Consider the following 18,048-nt stretch of genomic DNA (forward strand, 5'->3'; position numbering starts at 1 on the left):
GAACAGCTCCTCACATGTGTTGGGAAGGGGTTTTGTGGCCGGTGAGCACGGCATCGCCGACAGCAGCCTCGGTGTGAGACAGCAGCAGACGCAGCGACGGCGGCGCGACGGCGACCATCTGGCGAAGCCCGGCAAAGACATGCCCCGGGGCACCATCGAGCACACGCCGATGCAGGTCAGTAGCGACCATCAAACCGGCGAGGACGGTGTCGAAACGATCCAGCGACTTGCCCTGACGTAGCCGAGTGGACAGTCGAGCCCACGGCCACGCCGCAACATGCGACTCGGTGGGGACATAGGTTGTGGATCTGGTCAGCAGGCGCCGGGCCGTCTCGACTCGGACATGCCCCAACCGCAACAGCCGTAATGCCACCTGCTCGTGGGAGGTCTGCGACAAGAACGCCAGCCACGTCCGCACCGTGTGCCCGGCCACCTCACCAGCAAGCTGGCCCAGCACCGTGTGCGCCAGCACGTCAGGCGGCGCCGTACGGCTGACGACACGAACCTGACCGTTCTCGATCACGATGGCGTCGGTGAAGGCCAGCTCGGCCAGCAGCGCCGCTGCCAACCCGAGTCCCGCCACCGAAGCATGCAGTAGCGGACGGCCTGTCGTGTCGTGGTGCGCCAACCGAAAGAGGTCATCAGCCAGGAGCGGCCATCGAGTGCGAGGCGGCGCCGTTGACTGCACAAGTGAGTCTGGGTGCGCGGGTGGCGGGGGCGACGCAGTTACCGGGCGTCCGCGCGGTTCGGGGGTGGCGTGCCGGGCCACAGCCGGGACGGTGGCCCGGGACTGTAGCGGCGCTGGCGCCCGGCCCGCCGCCGGTCGGGGGACAGCAGCGGCGGACCGGGGATCCGGGTACGGCACACCCATTGCACCGCGCGGGGCGCGGGGCGGCTGCGCAGGTCCGGGCGTCGCCTGCGCCGCCAACGGGTGCGGTGCCTGCATCGCTCGCCTCCCCCTGCCTGACCTCTCGTGCCGTTCGCTGATCTGGATGCCTTCATCGATGAAAATCAGCCGGCGCGGACTGCCGCATGCCATCGATGCATCGCGTGCCGTGAGTCCACGATCACGGACCGTCCGCCGGGCCGGAACCCTGTTCTATGGGGAGACTTAGGGGGAGACTTACTGGGCGACCGGGCCTTGACCTGGGGTTCTACGGGTTCACACTGATCGGCTAATGATCAACATCGGCGGATGCGGGGTTACGCTCTTGGCACGCTGACAGTCCACGGAGACGGTCGGTTAGCTGCGTGGCCGTTACCGCTGGAGGACGTGATGATGGTCAGCCCCTTTGTGCGGCGGCGTCGGCTCGCCATGGAGATCCTGCGGCTGCGCGACGAGTACGGGTTTTCCGCTGATCGGCTTGCCAGTGCGGTCGGGGTGAAGCGGCAAACCATCAGCCGGATCGAGAACGGCCACGTCCGACCCGACCCCGACCTGATCATGCGGATCCTCACGGTGTTCAACGTTGGGGAGAAGCGGTGGGCGCAGATCATGACGATCGCGCGCGAAGCCCAGGAACGCGGCTGGTGGGAACGCCACGCCGATCAGATGGGTCCTCGACAGGCGCTCGCGGCCAGCCTTGAGTCGGGCGCACAGCGAATCTTCGAGTACCAGATGACCTTGCTGCCGGGGCTGCTACAAACCCCCACGTTCAGCCAGGCTCGCATCCACGCCGACCCGTCCGCCCACACCGAAGGAGTCGAGCCCACCCGCGCCCTGGAGGCGCGCATCACGCGGCAACGACTCCTGGAGCGCTCTGGTGGCCCCGTCTACGAGGTGGTCGTTGACGAATTGGCCATCCGGAGGTTCGCCGCGCCTGTGGCCGTCGTCGGGCAGCAACTCCGGCATCTGGCCGACCTCGGACGGACGCAGGAGCGGGTCACCATTCGGGTTCTGCCGATCGCCGCGTCGATCGCCGGTCATATCGTCCCACGCTCGGCGTTCTCCATTTACCGCTACCCGGATTCCGCCGACCCGATCGTCGTTTCCGTCGATACCATCACCTCGGACCTTGTCCTGACCGACGCCGTCGATGTGGGCCACTACTTGACCCTGTACGACCGCCTCCGAGCGGCGGCATTGACGCCGGAGCAGACGATCGACTTCCTCGCCGCCGTGGCCGAGGAGCTACCCGAACACCAAGGAGCCATCTGATGTCCTACCGCTTCACCAACTGGCGCAAATCCACCCGCAGCGGTAGCGCGGACAACTGCGTCGAGGTCGCCGTCGCCGATAACGGTGTGGTTGGCGTGCGCGACTCGAAGAACCCGATCGGGCCGATCCTCGAGTTCACCCCGACGGAGTGGGCGGGGTTCACCGGAGGCGTCCGTGTTGGCAAGTTCGATCTCTGACAACGTCCAGCAGGTACGTTCTCGGTCGCCGTTTGCCGTGGCCGCAACGCCTTGAACGGCATTGGTCACGGTGGGATGCTGACGCTGGCCGGCATGTCGGGGCTGACCGAACATGTCGGCTTGGCGATCGATGGGGCAGCGAGCCGAGGCGAGGACGGTTGGGGATGACACGGCGACGCCACACAGGTCCGCCCAACGAGCTACTCAGCGACGCACGCCGCCGCCTCGGGTCGCCGTCCGGATCAGGAAGGCGGATGTCCCGCCAGGAAATCGCCGACGCGGTCAACCGCTACCTCGCCGGCAAGGGGTACAACGAGGCCGACATTGACGCCAACTACATCGGCAAGCTCGAACGGGGCGAACACCGCTGGCCCCGCGACTCCCGACGCGAAGCCTTCCGCGCCGTGCTCGGAGCGGTCAGCGACGCCGCCCTCGGCTTCTACGTCGTCCGCGGTGAACCGCACGAGGCCGTCAATGACGCGCAGATCGAGGTCGACCGGCTGCAGACGGCTGACGGGGGTAGGCGTGCGCTGCTCGGCGGAGTTGCCGGCCTGGTCGCTGCCCTCGGCCTGTTCGGTCGCGGGCCGCGTGGCGACAGAAACGCTCGTATCGGCGGCTCGGACGTGGCCCGCCTCAACGCCGTCGTGGCGCTGTACCGATCGATGGACTACGAGTCTGGCGGCGGCGTGCTGCGCGTGGAGGCGGGTCGGTTCGCCGAGGCGGCGTCGTCGCTGGCCAACCGGCCCTGCAACGACGCGGTCAAGCCCGCCCTACTGGCCGCCATCGCCAACGCCCGCCAGCTCGCTGGTTGGGCCGCGTTCGACACCGGACACCACTCCGACGCCCAACGCCACTGGCTCTCGGCCGAACGCACCGCCGTTGCCGCAAGCGACCTGCGACTGGCCGCCCGGGTGCGCTACTGCCAGGCCCGACAGTTTCAGCACCTACACCACAACGGCGACGCCCTGGACACGCTGCGACTGGCCCACGACCACCTCGCCGGCCGCGCCACCCCGGCGATCAACGCCATGCTGCACGGCGCCGAGGCAGCCTCCCTCGCGGCCAGAGGTGACCGGCAAGAGGCCCTGACCGCGCTCGGCGCCGCCACCGACGCCTTCGACCGCATCGACCCGGACCGCGAACCGGAGTGGATGCGCTTCTACGACCGCGGCGAGCTGCTCGCCCAGTACGGGCGCGTCCACCGCGACCTCGCCCGAGCAAACGAACGACACGGCAATGCCGCTGTACGGTGGGTCTCCGAGGCCATCGCCGCATTCGGCCCCCAAAATGTACGCAGCACGGTACTCAACGAAGTCGGACTGTGTAGCAGCCTCTTCCTCGCCGGAGAACCACAGGAAGCCGTCACCATCGGCACCCGGGCTACCCAGCACGCCAACCAGTTGACCTCCCAACGGGTACACGACCGCATCCGCAACCTCCGCCGCGACATGCACCGGTACGCAACCGACCCGCAGGTAGCCGAGTTCAGCCGTACCCTGTCCACGATCGGCCCGGCCGCATGACCGCCACCGACAGCGGCGGCCGGTACACCGAAGCGGCCATGACCGAGGCCATGCGCCGGATTGCCGACCAGCTCGACGTCCCCAGCCACGACGCCCAGCTACTCCGCCTGACCAACAACGCGGTCTTCGCGCTACCCACCGCCGCAATCGTCGTACGCATCACCCGCTCCACCACCCTGTACCACCGTGTCCACAAAGTCGCCCGGCTCGCCACCTGGTTCGCCGAACGCAACGCACCCACCACCCGGCTCGCCACGCAGGTTGACCAGCCCGTCCCCGTCGATGGCCTCCTCGCCACCATCTGGGAATACGTCCCGCCCACCGAACCAGCACCAACCGTCGAAGACCTCGGCCACCTCCTGCACCATTTCCACCGTCTCGGCACACCGCCATTCTCCCTACCAACCTGGAACCCAGTAGCAGATGCACAACGCCGAATAGCCGACGCGGAGGCACTACGTGACGACGAGGCCGACTACCTCATGGCCTGGTGCGATCGCCTCACCCCGCGAATCGCGACACTCAACAACCAGTCAAAGAACCACCTCGTCCACGGCGACGCCCACGTGGGCAACCTCCTCCGCACCCCGGATGGCGATGTCCTCATCGGCGACTTCGACCCCACCTGCGCAGGCCCCTGGCAGGTCGATCTCGTCGCCGTGCCCGTCGGCGAGACCCGCTTCGGCCGACACGGCGCCCATCGCCGCCTGGCCCACGCCTACGGCTACGACGTGACCCAAGACCCCGACTGGCCCACCCTGCGGGAAGCACGTGAACTCAAAATGGTCTGCGCCGCCGTACCACTTCTCGCTAGCGCACCAGGCATGGCCCGCGAGTTCCGCACCCGGCTACACAGCATCCGCAACCAAGATCAGCAGGCTCGGTGGACCCCGTTCGGCGACCTCAATCGCGAGATCCGACCGTGACATGGCAGAACAATGAACGAGGAGCAGCGAAGACGAAGCTGACTGCGCACTCCGTCACCAGCCTCCAGAACTGCCAAGATCGAGGGCAAGAACCCGGCCCGGCCAAGTCGATCAAGCGAACGAAGCACGACGAACAGCACCCCTCACTTGGCGTCGAATGGCTTCGCTGGCCAGGACGCGGTCGGCCTGCCGGAGCCACTGACCGCCGGGGCGGTGGCGAAGGTGCTGCGCGGCGGCGACTCGGTGCTCGCTGGCCTCAACGAGCGGGCCCTGACCACGATGTTCGCGGTGTCGGTCAACAACGACCGGCTGATGCGCCGCTTCGACCCCGGCCTCTTCGACGGCAACCTCGCCCTCTTCGTAGTCACCACCGATCGCGGTGAGAACCCGGCCGGGCCGGCCGAATGGTTCAGCCATGTCACCGGAGCACTGCACATCCACCGGATCGCCTGTCGGCACGACGAACTGACCTCCCCCGAGGCGCTGCGAGAGATCTGTCCCCAACAAGTCGAAGACATCATCGAAGGGCAGATCACGGTGCCGCGGAGCCGGCGGAAACCGGAGCGGGACTGCCCGGAGGTCTGCGAACACGACGGGGGGTTCCCGGGGGACGGTTCACAATCTAATCGAAGAAAGTCGAAGCCCTGACCAGCATATCCACTGGTCAGGGCTTCATTTCTGTCGGGACGGCCGGATTCGAACCGACGACCCCTTGACCCCCAGGCAACCGACGCCGCCTCGTGAGCTGGGATGAGACGAACGCTGAGCTGCAAAGACAGTCCTACACTGTCCCCCGCAGTCTGTAGGTGTCCGTCGCGGTCGTCACTCGGTTAGTCACCCACCCCTTATGCGGAGTTCGTGGTCGGTCCAGGACCATGACCTCATGGATGAGGCTCAACAGCGGCGGTGGCACCCGCAGCACGTAGCGTCCTGGCTCCAGCTCGCCGCCACTCTGCGGACCGAGGGCTGGGAGGCGCAGGTGACCTGTTCGGCGGCTCCAGTGCAGGTAGCGGGGTCGCTGCCTAACGGCGAGCGGTTCTACTTCCGCGCCCGGCATAGTGACGTGTCGTTGGGCATCGGCGGCGACGACCCGGCAGACATCCCCAAGTGGGAAGACAGCGAGTCACATCAAGAAGCCAGCTACCTGCCCGCCGCCGACGGCGGAGCCATCATCAGACGGCTTGCTCGCCGCTACCTAGAGGAGCGCCAACCGACCGGGCGGGCACCCTCAGTTTGAAAGGTGTCTTGCGTCGACCTGGCGGGCGGGTTGGTCTATGCGCTGGGCAGCCGTTTCGCTGGTCGGGCAAGATCGATCGCTGAGGTTGAAGCCGTGCCACGTGCCGCTGTTGGCCGGTGTTAACCGCTGCATCGGGCACGCCTCGGGCACGGCGACCATTACGACGTGCGCCGTTAGCCGATGGCCCGATCTCCCAGCCAGCTACCAACGGTCAGGTACGTGGCTAGCTCGGACGGTATCGTTCCCTGCCTCAGCACCCATGTCCCGTAGGGAGTCCGTGTTGGCCCTGAAGAAGCGTTCGAACTCGCGGGAGAGCGCGGAGGGTCAAGCTGCGACCCTCCACGTCATCCGAACGAGCTAGTTACTCAGCGTGCTTGAGACCCACGAGGCAAAGGCAGCCACAGCTGACAGACAAGCCGCGAGTGCGCTAAGCAGGGTGGCCCACTCAGCAACAGACCAGCCCTTTCGACCGCGCTTCCGTCGATTGGCCCGATCCCTCTTACGTCTCACTTTCGTTACATTCATTAGACCTGCGTTCCTAATAGGTGTTGATGCAGGTTGGGGGCGGCGCCGGTGGCTTTGTGGGTCCCAGGTGCCGCCCTTCCCCATGCGTGCGGTTGCCCGCCCATTCACAAACGACTCAGACGCATGAGGGTCACTCACCTATTTTTCCGAAATGACCATCTAACCGCGCGGCAAGCTGTGACCGTTTTCGAGTGGTTCGTAGCGGAATTGGACGGACCTAGTGTGCGTTTTCAATGCGCAATGCAAGTTGCATTTAGCAATCAGATTGAGGCGTTTGCCCAAATTTGACCAACAACCAACGGCCAATCCCATCAGGACGCGCGTGGAAGTTCCATGGGCCACGCAACATGGCTAGGGCGGTGGTGATTTGGATCACACCCCGTGTCTTTCCGGATGAGAATGACCCCGCCGAACGCCGAACAATAACGAAGGTTCAGTTACAAACTGTAAGTGGCCACCACACCCGCCGATGTGGTTGTTGCCATCCCGTCTGCCGTCGACCCGCCCCCTGGGGAGCGGGCCGCCGCCCGGCCCGCCATGTCAAGACGGCCGTGACGCACGGTCGGACGCTGGCGGGTCGGGTGGTGGTCTGCTCGGCTCGCCCGGGTCGTCGGCTGGCGGGATGGCCCGCGCAACCACCCACGGACCGCGACCCGCCCACGGAGCCCCGGCCATCCCGGAGCCGGAGCGCCCCCGCCGGAGGCGCAGTAGCCGCGACCGGACCGTCGCCGCGACCCGCCCGCGCGGACCCGGCGTGCCCTGCCCTGCGCCGCGTCGCTCCGGCGCGGCGCGGCCGGCTGCCGGCGACGAACCCCCCACCACTTCCCGAGCCCTTCCCGTCTGCGGCGGCCCCGGGCTCCCCGCTCTCCGCGCCAGCCGTCGGGCATCAGGCGGGACGGCCGCAGAGCGACAGCGGCAGCGGCTGGCACGCGCCCAGGCGGCGGCGCGTGCGGCCCGTCAAGGGCCGCCTTGAAGACGTACAGAAACTTTGAACCACATCGCCGGCAGCCGGGCGGCACGAGCCGTTCGTCCCTGGTCGGACATCTAGGGACGGCTTAAGCTCGAATCGTGGGTGAGATGGTAGAGCAGGCGGCCTCAGCCGCTCAGGAGCAGCTTGCGGCGACGCTCCCTCGGCGTTGGAAGCACGTTCAGGCGGTAGCGCGAAAGGCGGAGAAAGTCGCGCCGTCCGTCGCTTCGAGGGATCGTGACCTCCTTGCTGCTGCGGCCTGGTTGCATGACGTCGGCTACGCCCCTGGTGTCGTTGACACCGGGCTTCATGCACTCGACGGTGCGAGGTGGCTCGTACGTCAGGGCTTCGACGCCCGCCTCGCCGGCTTGGTCGCTCATCACTCCTGTGCCTGCTACGAGGCCGAGGAACGCGGTCTTGCTGACCTTCTGTTGGGCGAATTCGAGCAGGAGCACTCGCCGGTAGCTGATGCGTTGTGGTTCGTGGACATGACAACCGGACCCGATGGCCAGGACCTGACCGCCGCTGAACGTCTTGCCGAGATCCGGAGCCGGTATGGCCCGGACGATGTGGTCACCAGGTTTTGGTGCCGCGCGGAGTCGGACCTGCTTGCTGCGGTTCGTCGTGCGGAAGACCGAGTGGCGGTTCAACCGATGTAGGGCTCCGAACGCTGCTGGTACCCGTGGTCGATTCTCAATCGCATGGATGAGTGGATCTGGATGTCGTCCAGCTCGGCCTGGGGTACCCACCGAACCGACGAGGACTCGTCGCTGGTCCTCGGCTTACCCGCTACGTACTCACCCCGGAAGCAGATCGAAAACTGCTGCCGAACTTCGCCGTCACTGTACTCGACCACGTGGTTCGGGTTGGTGTAGATGCCAACGACGCCGGTAACCTTAATGGCTATTCCGGACTCTTCACGCGTCTCGCGCACGGCTGCCTCCGCAATATACTCGCCGAAGTCCTGTGCTCCGCCGGGAAGCGCCCAGAGCCCGTTGTCAGTGCGCTGGATAAGCAACACACTATTCTGGTCGTCCAGTACGAATGCGGTTACGGCAACAACAATGCTGTTGGCTTTGGGTGCGTCTGGATTGTTGAGATGTTCGATTCGTGCCATGGGGCTAGCCTCTCGTCAGTCCTCTGGCCAAATGGCGTCGGATTTGGCGAGTACCTGGTTGAAACTCGCCACATAGTTGTCGAAGATGTCGCCTCCGGACAGCCGGCGGAGGTGAAGCACCGGCGCATAGGCGGCCGGCGTGCCGAACAGGTGAGTATTCACAAGCATTTCGTCATCGAACCTGTATATGGAGTTGTAGAGCGTCGTATCGTGGTAGTTAATATCGACGTTTTCGTGCCCGCGAAGTTCTTCGTAGAAGGCAAGCACATTGTAAACCTTACTGGCCATTGCAGACCCGATTCGTTCGTCGGCACCACGTTCGGCGACGTGCCGCCCCTCCGGGTTGCCGAGCAGAATTTGAACCTGCGCTCCTTCTGATGCCTTGCTGATTAGTGTGGAAACCCACTGAGGGTTCTGCTCCGGCAGGAACAACCCGGCATACACGAGCACGCCGATTTGATGGTTGGCCTTATCTAGCAGCCGTTGCCAAAGGTCGGCTGGTACCGCCCCACGCCGGGGGTAGATGTGTACCACCTCTGACTGAGCTACCTGGTTCTTTTGATGGAGTGACGCTGCCTCAGGCCAGAGATAGGTCTCACTCTCCCCCAATAAGGCAGCGATGGCGTTCCGGTAGCGAGGATACGGATTCCTGCCTTGAGTGATCCAGCGCTCTACCGTCTTCGGATCAACCTCCAACTTCTCCGCGATGGCGTAAGCAGTCATACCTTGTTTGAAGATGGCATCACGGAGCCGGTGGTTGTGCATCGCTCCTCCTGGTAGTCCAAGAACGACGAAGGGACGACTTACCTTAACAAGGACGTCCCTAGTCGTCCATACCTCGTGGTGAAGTCGTCACCACCGAGAGATGCATGCTGATGACACGGGAAAGCAGTCGTCCACAGGGGACGCGCTAAGTGACCTTCGGAGGCATCACATGAAGTTGTACGTGGACACCGCGAGCAAGCAGGTTCAGGTGACGAGGGACCCGGAGCCGAAGAACGACCAGAACGGCAATCAGCGGTCGGAGAAGGGAACTGGCCGGCTCATGTGGTCGACCCAGGTCTTTGTTCTCGACGAGACTGGCGGCGAGATCATCACTGTCACCACGGCGGGTGAGAAGCCGAGTGTGTCGGTGGGGGTGCTTGTTGCTGTCGAGCAGTTGGAGGCTATTCCGTGGGCGACCAACGGGCGTAACGGTGTTGCGTTCCGTGCCGTGTCGTTGAAGCCGAAGGCTGGTAGTTCGGCGGGTAAGTAGGTTCTGCTCATCTGTGCTGCGTGAGCTTCTGGTGTCTGACGCGCGCTGCGCGTAAAGCGGCCTACGGTCCGCTGTTCTGATCCCATCCTGGTCCGGGAGCGCTTCTGGCTCCTACGCTCCCGGCCCTGGCAACCCCATGGTTGTCGACTTCTGTTGCACGGGGCCGGTGTGGCCCTTCGTGTCATGCCGGCCTTGGTGCCGGTTCTTCCCTTATTTCATCTGCGGCCTGTTGGTCGCTGTCATGAGGAGGAACACCATGTTCCGTTACATGATCTCGTTTAGCTACGAAATCCCCACGGGAGCGCTTTTCGCTAACACTGAGCTGACCATTAAGTGGCAGATCTGCTCGATGGCGGACGTCACTCGCATCACGAACGAATTGCGCAGCAAGGGCTACGTCAATGCTTTCGTTCTCGGCTTCTCCCTGTTCGCCGACCCGCCTGCCTCTAGCGGCGGCAAAAACTGATCTACCTGGATAAAAGCGTGGGGTCGGTACTGGCTCCTACACCTGCCGGCCCCACGCTCCCAACCCATCCGCCCCAATTACTTGGGAGGACGTGTCATGTCCAAGTCTAGCCCCCGTCGCCGCTTCGGCGGGAAGTCCACCGGAACGGTGACAGTCATCGAGGCCCGGGTTCACCGGTCCTCAGCCCGTAACGCCAAGGTGGCGTTCGTCCTCACCGCGATCATTGTTGGTGGCCTCGCCGCTGTGGTGGCCACCTCCTACCTGCACCCGATCGTCGCGTTGCTCCTCGGTGGACTCATCGGGGTTACCACCGGCGCGTTTGTGTGGTTGCTGGTTCGGGTTTGGCCGGTCATCCGGCTGTTGTGGTGGTGGAGCACCGAGATCCTGCTGGCGGTCGTGCTGCTGACCGGCTGGGTGCAACTGGCTAACCACACCTCGACCCTGGTCACCCTCGTGGTGGTCGCTGTGCTCGTCGGCGTTCCCGCCGGCATCCCCAAGCTTCGCCGCCTGGTGATCGCCTGGTCCTGGTGCCTGATCGTGCGGCACCGACTGCGGGTGTGCTTCGCGCAGTTCATCATCGCCAGCCAGTCCGGCAGTCTGCCGCTGATCCTGTGGGCCACACCGACCCCGGTCGGTGAACGAGTGTGGGTCTACCTACGCCCTGGTCTGTCGGCCAAGGACCTGGAAGGTCGCCTGGACAAGATCGCCGTGACCTGCCATGCCTCCACCGTGCTCATCGAGCGCGCTTCGGAGGGCAACGCCGCCTACGTGCGCTTCGACATCAAGCGCCGCGAGGTGCTCAACGCACGGGTGAACTCTCCACTGGTCGACGTGATCGACCCGAGTGCCCCGGCATCGGCGTCGCCGCTGACAGTCCCGACTGCCCTGGACCTGCCGGACGTCGAGGTGCCGACGGTCACCCTCCCGACCCAGGCCAAACCCGCCGGCAAGAAGTCGGCCCCCACCACTACCGCCAACGGCAGCAAGCCCGCGGCTTCGTCGGCAGACGCCGACGACGACGTCTCTGACTGGATCTAACCCTTTCCCTTTGGGACGCGGGGAGCCATCACGGCTCGTTCGTGTGGCTTCTCGCGCCCACCACTGGCCTCTTGGAGGGCACTCATGACCACCACGATTCCCGCCACCACGACCGCTGCTGCGGTGCCGGTGGGTGCTGGCCTGTCGATGTTCGACCCGGTGTTCATCGGGATCGACGAGTTCGGTCAGCCCGTCTACCTCGACGTCGTTTACCACAACCTGCTCGCCGCCGGTGAGCCCGGCGGAGGTAAGTCCGGCCTGGTCAACAACATCTGCGGCCACGGCGTGCTGTGTGATAACACCCGCCTGGTGCTCTTCGACGCCAAGCTCGTCGAACTCGGCCCCTGGCGTGACCTGGCTGACGCGTTCGTCGGCCCCGACATCGACTACGGCATCGACACCCTGCGCCGGCTTCTGGTCGTGGCCACCAACCGCTACACCTGGCTGCTGGCCAACCGACGCCGCAAGCTCGGCCCCGACGACGGTATGACCGTCATCCTCACCGTCATCGACGAACTCGCCATGTACTCCACCGTGCTCGGCAGCAAGGCTCAGCAGGAAGAGTTTTCCACTCTCCTACGCGGGCTGGTTTCCCTCGGCCGGGCCTGCGGCATGCCGGTGGTCGCCGCTACCCAGCGACCGTCGTGGGACATCATCCCCGCCAGCCTGCGGGACCTGTTCGGCTACCGGGCCGCGTTCCGCTGCACCTCCCTGAACAGCTCGAACATCATCCTCGGTCAAGGGTGGGCCGAGCAGGGCTACACCGCATCCGACATCGCCCCCACCAACCAGGGCGCGGCCTACCTCCTGGCCGAAGGCGGCATGCCCCGGCGGATCAAGGCCGCCTACCTCACCGACACCGACATCTACAACATCGCCGACTACGCCGCCTGGACCCGAACCCCAACCCGCACCACCGGGCTACCCGACATGGGGCTGGCGGCATGAGCACCCGGGAAGCCGCCCGCGCCCGCGCGAACAACCAGCGCGCCGCCCAGTACACCGAAATCTGGATCACCGGCAGGTCCGACGACCTCGCCATGATGATCGACATCGCTAGCCGCACGGGACGACTCGTCTACGTCTCCGCCCCACACCCGATGGGTGGTGGCGACCCCCGCCACCGCCGCTACCTGCGGCTCCGCACCTCGTAAACGGCCGACAGGACCAGCACATCCGCCTGCCAGCAGAGCTGGTCCTGCCGACCACCCACCACAGCCCTACCGAAAGGACGTGGCTGCCATGAAGGCTACCCACCAACCACCCACCCACGCACCGGTCACCACCGCTGACCTGCTGCGAATGGCCGCCCTCTACCTACGCCGACACGGCTGGACCCAGGGCACCTACTACGCCACCACCACACCCGCGAACTACCCGACCCCGCCGGCCTGCGCCGCCGGGGCCATCGGCATCGCCTGCGCCGGACACACCGTCGAGCACTTCACCCAGCTCGACCCCGACACGCTCGCCGACTACCTCGCCGCCCTCGCCGCGTTCGTCGACTACCTCGACGCCTATCACCCGATGTTCCTCATCGACGACGACGGCTTCGTCCTCGACGAGCACACCTCGCCCTACTCGTGGAACGACGACCCGGCGCGTACCGCCGAGCAGGTCATCACCGCCCTCGAAGCGGCTGCCGACGAATGGGACCGGCTTCACCTCACCGGAGGTCAGAACTGATGTTCACCGCCAAGGCGTCCTTGACGCCCGCGCCACGGCAGAAGCGGCATGAGGTCATCGAAAATGACGAATTCGCCGGCTTCGCCCGCCGCATCATCCGCGCCCACGGCCGCCGAGTCGCCACCGGAGACGTCGAAGCCCTGCGTGACCTCGTCGCCCTCTCCGCAACCCTCGACAACGCCACCACCGACGCCGTCGTCGGCCTGCGTTCCTTCGGCTACTCCTGGGCCGAAATCGGCTCCCGCCTCGGCATCTCCCGTCAGGCCGCCCAGCAGCGCTGGGGCGGTGACCGGCCGTGACCAACGACAGCATCCCTACCACGGCCTCTAACCCCTGCCCGTGCGGTGACTACTACTGCGCCGACTACGCACCCACCGATGGCATCGACCGCAGCGACTGCTGCCAGTACTGCGGCCCCGGCGGCAACAACCCCGTCGCTCAGATCCTCTGGCGACGCGGCGACCGAGTCGCCTACCTCTACCGCCTCGACCAGGCCAAAACCAAACGCACCGCCACCGCCGCGCAACGGCAGGCCATCGCCAAGGCCCTGCGCGCTTGGCGGACCTGCCGGTACTGCCGCCAGGTCAAGGACTACTACATCCCCTGCCGTTTCGGCTGCTGCCTCGACTGCCATGAAGGGAGCTACTGATGCCCACGGACTCGGCCACCTTCACCGAACAGTTCGCCGCTGAGTACGCCCGCAATGCGGTACCGACCATGCTCAAAGCAATCGGCGTGATCAAGCGCTATAACCGGTTCGTTCTACTCGGGGCGTTACTGACCAGCTACCTGCACCAGGCCCACTACCTGTGGACCCAGAAAGCCGGCTACTTCGCCTACCTGGTGCCACTGATCTTCGACGCCGCCATGGTGTCCATGCTCACCGTCGTTCGCACCGCCGGTATCGCCCGCGACGCCAAACGCGGAGCCATGGTCGTCTTCGCCGGTGCCGCCCTACTGTCGGCCACCATCAACTTCGCCTCACCCGGCAGCCTCGCCCTCCGCGCGGTCTTCGCCCTGGTGGTCGTCCTCGTCATCGGCGTCGAACTCGTCGCCGGACGTATCCGACCTGACTTCGCCGCCATCGAAGCCGAAGCCTCCGCCCTACTCACCGCCGCCCGCGACCTCGCGGCCAAAAACCACCACACCGACTCCCCACCCGCCGAACAGGTGGACAACCCCGGCCAGCTCGTCAACGAAACGCCGGCCCCGGCCACCACACCGACACCCCACCCGAACCCGGCCGCCACACCAACGATCGACCCGCAACCAGCCACCCCACCGACACCGGAACCGGTACCGGCACCGGAGGCGGTCAGCGTCCCCGATCACATGCTGCCCATGGCCCGGTTCGCCGCCGTGCAGCACGAACAGGCCACCGGCAACCCGATCACCCCGACCGAGCTGGCCGACCGGCTCGATGTCACCCCGGCCACCGCCGGCGGCCTTCTTGCCGCCCTCAACCCCACCCCCATCAACGGACACCACGTCCTCGCCGGTGATGCCCGATGACCATCGTCCTGGTCGACATCACGCACACCACTCACACCTGCCCCGCCCACCACCAGCCACACCCCTACGACACCCGCCGCACCGTCATCGACATCACCCCCGGCGGCCCCTGCCGCGCACCGGTCACCATCCGCTGCGGCAACACCACCGTCCAAGTCCCGTGTCACCGACACGAGCCGGCAACACGCCAATGCGGCGCCTGCCGGACCATCATCACCGAACACACCATCACCACCCGCCACCACGAGGTGGGCGCTTGATGGCATCGACGCTGGACCTCACACCCCGTGCTACCGCCCGGGGTGTGGGCTCGAACGCCGACACACCACCGGTCTACGGCTACACCGCCGCCGGCTCCGCCTTCCACCGCGCCACCCAACCCGACTACTACGGCTGGCTCGATCACGTCCGCGCCGCCGGAGCCTGCACCCGCCCCATCCGCCTCTCCGGCAACCTCTACACCGTCGAGCAGTCGACCGGCCGTGTGCTCGACCAGCGGCACACCGACACCATGCCCGACGCCGCCATCTACACCGCTTGCGGCAACCGCCGCGCCACCATCTGCCCGTCCTGCGCGCAGACCTACCAACGCGACGCCTTCCAACTCCTGCGCGCCGGCCTCGTCGGCGGCAAAGGCGTCCCCGAAACGGTGTCCCGTCACCCGGCCGTCTTCCCCACCTTCACCGCCCCGTCCTTCGGCACGGTCCACGCCCGGGTGGTCAAGCAACACACCTGCGCCGACCGCCGCCGCTGCGACTGCCGGCCCGAACCCTGCCACGCCCGCCGCGACACAGCCTCCTGCACCCACGGCCGGCCCGCCGTCTGCTGGGCACGCCACGAACCCACCGACACCGTGCTCGGCCAGCCGCTGTGCCTGGACTGCTACGACCACGACCACCAGGTCGTCTGGAACCTCCACTCGGGCGAGTTGTGGCACCGCACCAAGCAAGCCGCGGAACGCCACCTGGCGAAACTCGCCCGCCGCCGCGGCATTCCTCGCGTCGAGGTCGTCACCGAATCCGGCAATATCCGCAAGGTCCCGCCGGTCCGGCTCTCCTACGGCAAAGCCGCCGAGTTCCAGGCCCGAGGAGCCGTCCACTTCCACGCCCTCGTGCGCCTCGACGGCGTCCACCCCACCGACCCCACCGCCGTCATCCCGCCGCCGGCCGGCTTCACCGCCGCCGACCTGGAAGACGCGATCCGGGTCGCCGTCGAGCACGTCCGCTTCGACACCCCGAGCCATCCCGACCGCCCGGAAGGCTGGCCCATCGCCTGGGGCGACCCGTCCAAGGGCCTCGACATCCGCCACATCTCGCTGACCGGACGCGGTGAAGTTACCGACAGCATGGTCGCCGGCTACCTTGCCAAGTACGCCACCAAGAGCACCGAGGTAACCGGGCACCGCTCCGTCAGGCTCGATGCCGACACCATCGGCGACTACGCCGACCCCGACGGCGACCACACCGCCCGCCTCATCGACGCCTGCTGGCGCATCGGCCGACCCACCCACACACCCACGCCCCTGTCCACGCGGCCCCGCGACCCCCGCCCCACACCCCACTTCATCGACCGCTGGCAGTGCCCCGACTGCGGCACCCACACCCGCTACCCCGCCTGCCCGACCTGCGTCGCCCACCGTCAAGCCACCCTTGACACCGAACCCGTCAACAGGCCACCGGCCACCAACCCCTACACCCGGCTACGACGATGGGCGCACATGCTCGGCTACGGCGGCCACTTCCTCACCAAAGGCCGCCGCTACTCGGTCACGTTCCGACTCCTACGCGACACCCGAGTGAACTTCCGCCGGCACGAGGACCAGGACCACGGGCACCCGGCCCTCTGCGGACCGCCCGTCGACCCCCTCGACAACGACGCCATGGTCATCATCGGCGCCCTCACCTTCATCGGTGTCGGCTGGCACACCACCGGAGACGCCCTACTCGCCAACACCGCCGCAGCCCTCGCCCGCGAACGACGAAACATCGGCCGCGAAGAACTCACCCACGAACACGCAAGTTCCTCGGTTGATGTCGTATCGGCCACCGCATGAAACCGAACTGAGAAAGGATTGCCGATTGACCACCGCCACCCTCAACAGCCCGATCAAGGCTCTGTATCGCATTCCCGAAGCCATGTCCCTACTCAGCCTGTCCCGCTCCGTGATCTACGAACAGATCCGCGCCGGGCGCCTGCGCACCGTCCAGCAAGGCCGCACCCGCCTCGTCCCCGCCACCGCTATCACCGCCTACGTCGACCTACTCGAACAGGAAGCCACGGAAGGAGACACCCGATGACCGCCCGCCGCGCCCGAGGAGAAGGCGGCCTGCACTGGGACGAAGCCAGGCAACGCTGGATCGCCACCATCACTGTCGGCTACACCCCAGCCGGCAAACGCATCGTGCGTAAAGGCAGCGGCAAAACCAAAACCGAAGCCCGCACCAAACTGCGAGAGAAGATCCGCGACTACGAAGACGGACTCGCCTTTGTCCAAGACGGGCACACCGTGGCCGATGCACTCAACGACTGGCTCACCTACGGACTCACCCAACAGTCTGAAAACACCAAGTCGAACTACACCACCCTCGTGCGCTCCCACATCATCAGCGACCTCGGAGCGAGGAAGCTGCGGGACCTCAGCGCCACCGACGTGGACCGCTGGCTCCTGGTCAAGTCCCACCACCTGAGCACCCGCACCCTGCGGCTGCTCCATTCCTTGCTGAATCGCGCGGTCAACCGTGCAATGGCACGAGACAAGGTCAAACGTAACGTCGTAGCTCTCTGCGCCGTTCCGACTGGCCGCAGCGGACGACCATCAAAGTCACTCACCTTCGACCAGGCCCTGGCGCTCCTGGTTGCCGCCGAAGGCAGCTCCCTGCACGCCTACATCGTGCTTTCACTTCTGACGGGCGCACGCACCGAAGAACTACGCGCCCTCACCTGGGCACGCGTTGACCTGGCGGGCGACCCGAACCGCAACCCACCAACGCCACCAGCCATCCAGGTCTGGCGCTCGGTCCGCGTCGACGGAGACACCAAGACCAAGAAGTCCCGCCGCACACTAGCTTTGCCAGCCCGGTGCGTTAGCGCCCTCACCGCCCACCACGAACGCCAGGGCCGGCCTGATGCTGACTGCCTCGTCTTCGCCTCCACCGCCGGCACAGCCCTCGACCGGCACAATGTTCTTCGGGCCTTTCGCCCGGTCGTCGCCAAAGCGGACCTTGATCCGCGCGACTGGACCCCACGCGAGCTACGACACAGCTTCGTGTCCCTGCTGTCCGACAGCGGCATGAGCATCGAACAGATCGCCGACCTCTGTGGGCACTCTGGCACAACCGTCACCGAGGGCGTATACCGGCACCAGCTCAGACCGGTGCTCTTGAGCGGCGCGATCACCATGGACCGGCTCTTCGGCGCTGAGGCATAGTCACTCAGCTAGTC

General features: G+C 66.1%; 23 protein-coding genes. 20 read left to right on the forward strand and 3 right to left on the reverse strand.

Going from position 1 to position 18,048, the window contains the following annotated elements; genetic code table 11:
• Positions 1 to 10 precede the first annotated feature (10 nt).
• Positions 11 to 649: a GOLPH3/VPS74 family protein gene (locus SALPAC6_RS0108690; protein ID WP_080636149.1), complete on the reverse strand. Its 639-nt coding sequence runs from the start codon at positions 647 to 649 to the stop codon at positions 11 to 13.
• Positions 650 to 1,276: 627 nt separating this feature from the next.
• On the opposite strand from SALPAC6_RS0108690, the gene SALPAC6_RS0108695 reads away from it, so the two are divergent.
• The 7 genes from SALPAC6_RS0108695 (at position 1,277) to SALPAC6_RS27505 (ending at position 8,192) form a co-directional block, all read left to right on the forward strand.
• On the forward strand, positions 1,277 to 2,158 hold the full coding sequence (locus SALPAC6_RS0108695; RefSeq protein ID WP_018253033.1) for a helix-turn-helix domain-containing protein: 882 nt from the start codon (positions 1,277 to 1,279) through the stop codon (positions 2,156 to 2,158).
• Positions 2,158 to 2,355: a DUF397 domain-containing protein gene (locus SALPAC6_RS0108700; protein WP_018253034.1), complete on the forward strand. Its 198-nt coding sequence runs from the start codon at positions 2,158 to 2,160 to the stop codon at positions 2,353 to 2,355. The genes SALPAC6_RS0108695 and SALPAC6_RS0108700 overlap by 1 nt, the downstream gene beginning before the upstream one ends.
• 254 nt (positions 2,356 to 2,609) lie before the next feature.
• Entirely contained in the window at positions 2,610 to 3,878 is a 1,269-nt protein-coding gene (locus tag SALPAC6_RS0108705) for a hypothetical protein (protein ID WP_018253035.1), read from the forward strand.
• Positions 3,875 to 4,804, forward strand: a complete 930-nt coding sequence (locus tag SALPAC6_RS0108710) for an aminoglycoside phosphotransferase family protein (RefSeq protein ID WP_018253036.1) — start codon at positions 3,875 to 3,877, stop codon at positions 4,802 to 4,804. Before SALPAC6_RS0108705 ends, SALPAC6_RS0108710 begins: the two co-directional genes overlap by 4 nt.
• A 147-nt stretch (positions 4,805 to 4,951) precedes the next feature.
• Positions 4,952 to 5,452 (forward strand): hypothetical protein, encoded by a 501-nt coding sequence (locus SALPAC6_RS0108715; RefSeq protein WP_018253037.1) that lies wholly within the window; start codon positions 4,952 to 4,954, stop codon positions 5,450 to 5,452.
• 235 nt (positions 5,453 to 5,687) lie between these two features.
• Positions 5,688 to 6,041 carry a hypothetical protein gene (locus SALPAC6_RS0108720; RefSeq protein WP_223874292.1) on the forward strand — a complete coding sequence of 118 codons (354 nt, stop codon included), beginning with the start codon at positions 5,688 to 5,690 and terminating at the stop codon, positions 6,039 to 6,041.
• 1,602 nt (positions 6,042 to 7,643) lie between these two features.
• Positions 7,644 to 8,192: an HD domain-containing protein gene (locus SALPAC6_RS27505; protein ID WP_080636025.1), complete on the forward strand. Its 549-nt coding sequence runs from the start codon at positions 7,644 to 7,646 to the stop codon at positions 8,190 to 8,192.
• Here the strand turns inward: SALPAC6_RS27505 and SALPAC6_RS0108730 are convergent.
• Positions 8,180 to 8,650, reverse strand: coding sequence for an NUDIX hydrolase (locus SALPAC6_RS0108730; protein ID WP_026189455.1), 471 nt, complete (start codon positions 8,648 to 8,650; stop codon positions 8,180 to 8,182). The genes SALPAC6_RS27505 and SALPAC6_RS0108730 overlap by 13 nt on opposite strands.
• Positions 8,651 to 8,665: 15 nt before the next feature.
• The gene (locus tag SALPAC6_RS0108735; protein WP_018253041.1) at positions 8,666 to 9,415 is read right to left on the reverse strand and encodes a helix-turn-helix domain-containing protein; all 750 of its coding nucleotides are present in this window, start codon (positions 9,413 to 9,415) and stop codon (positions 8,666 to 8,668) included.
• Positions 9,416 to 9,584: 169 nt separating this feature from the next.
• Here SALPAC6_RS0108735 and SALPAC6_RS0108740 point away from each other — a divergent pair, with 169 nt between their 5' ends.
• From SALPAC6_RS0108740 to SALPAC6_RS0108805, 13 genes are all read left to right on the forward strand, one after another.
• Positions 9,585 to 9,905 carry a hypothetical protein gene (locus SALPAC6_RS0108740; RefSeq protein ID WP_018253042.1) on the forward strand — a complete coding sequence of 107 codons (321 nt, stop codon included), beginning with the start codon at positions 9,585 to 9,587 and terminating at the stop codon, positions 9,903 to 9,905.
• Positions 9,906 to 10,161: 256 nt separating this feature from the next.
• Complete coding sequence (locus tag SALPAC6_RS0108745) at positions 10,162 to 10,371, forward strand: hypothetical protein (RefSeq protein WP_026189456.1); 210 nt, start codon at positions 10,162 to 10,164, stop codon at positions 10,369 to 10,371.
• Positions 10,372 to 10,467: 96 nt separating this feature from the next.
• Positions 10,468 to 11,409, forward strand: a complete 942-nt coding sequence (locus SALPAC6_RS0108750) for a hypothetical protein (RefSeq protein ID WP_018253044.1) — start codon at positions 10,468 to 10,470, stop codon at positions 11,407 to 11,409.
• Positions 11,410 to 11,493: 84 nt separating this feature from the next.
• Positions 11,494 to 12,357, forward strand: a complete 864-nt coding sequence (locus SALPAC6_RS0108755) for an FtsK/SpoIIIE domain-containing protein (RefSeq protein WP_018253045.1) — start codon at positions 11,494 to 11,496, stop codon at positions 12,355 to 12,357.
• Positions 12,354 to 12,563: a hypothetical protein gene (locus tag SALPAC6_RS0108760; protein WP_018253046.1), complete on the forward strand. Its 210-nt coding sequence runs from the start codon at positions 12,354 to 12,356 to the stop codon at positions 12,561 to 12,563. The genes SALPAC6_RS0108755 and SALPAC6_RS0108760 overlap by 4 nt, the downstream gene beginning before the upstream one ends.
• Before the next feature lie 88 nt (positions 12,564 to 12,651).
• Positions 12,652 to 13,095: a DUF6197 family protein gene (locus tag SALPAC6_RS0108765; protein WP_018253047.1), complete on the forward strand. Its 444-nt coding sequence runs from the start codon at positions 12,652 to 12,654 to the stop codon at positions 13,093 to 13,095.
• Positions 13,095 to 13,394 carry a hypothetical protein gene (locus SALPAC6_RS0108770; RefSeq protein WP_018253048.1) on the forward strand — a complete coding sequence of 100 codons (300 nt, stop codon included), beginning with the start codon at positions 13,095 to 13,097 and terminating at the stop codon, positions 13,392 to 13,394. The genes SALPAC6_RS0108765 and SALPAC6_RS0108770 overlap by 1 nt, the downstream gene beginning before the upstream one ends.
• Entirely contained in the window at positions 13,391 to 13,744 is a 354-nt protein-coding gene (locus SALPAC6_RS25645) for an RRQRL motif-containing zinc-binding protein (RefSeq protein ID WP_018253049.1), read from the forward strand. Before SALPAC6_RS0108770 ends, SALPAC6_RS25645 begins: the two co-directional genes overlap by 4 nt.
• Positions 13,744 to 14,607: a DUF2637 domain-containing protein gene (locus SALPAC6_RS0108785; protein WP_018253050.1), complete on the forward strand. Its 864-nt coding sequence runs from the start codon at positions 13,744 to 13,746 to the stop codon at positions 14,605 to 14,607. The genes SALPAC6_RS25645 and SALPAC6_RS0108785 overlap by 1 nt, the downstream gene beginning before the upstream one ends.
• Positions 14,604 to 14,867, forward strand: coding sequence for a hypothetical protein (locus tag SALPAC6_RS0108790; protein WP_018253051.1), 264 nt, complete (start codon positions 14,604 to 14,606; stop codon positions 14,865 to 14,867). Before SALPAC6_RS0108785 ends, SALPAC6_RS0108790 begins: the two co-directional genes overlap by 4 nt.
• Complete coding sequence (locus SALPAC6_RS0108795) at positions 14,867 to 16,660, forward strand: replication initiator (RefSeq protein WP_018253052.1); 1,794 nt, start codon at positions 14,867 to 14,869, stop codon at positions 16,658 to 16,660. The genes SALPAC6_RS0108790 and SALPAC6_RS0108795 overlap by 1 nt, the downstream gene beginning before the upstream one ends.
• Positions 16,661 to 16,685: 25 nt before the next feature.
• On the forward strand, positions 16,686 to 16,904 hold the full coding sequence (locus SALPAC6_RS0108800) for a helix-turn-helix domain-containing protein (protein WP_018253053.1): 219 nt from the start codon (positions 16,686 to 16,688) through the stop codon (positions 16,902 to 16,904).
• Complete coding sequence (locus SALPAC6_RS0108805) at positions 16,901 to 18,034, forward strand: site-specific integrase (protein WP_018253054.1); 1,134 nt, start codon at positions 16,901 to 16,903, stop codon at positions 18,032 to 18,034. Before SALPAC6_RS0108800 ends, SALPAC6_RS0108805 begins: the two co-directional genes overlap by 4 nt.
• Positions 18,035 to 18,048: the final 14 nt, after the last annotated feature.

This window comes from Salinispora mooreana, from assembly GCF_000379065.1.
GTDB lineage: Bacteria > Actinomycetota > Actinomycetes > Mycobacteriales > Micromonosporaceae > Micromonospora > Micromonospora mooreana.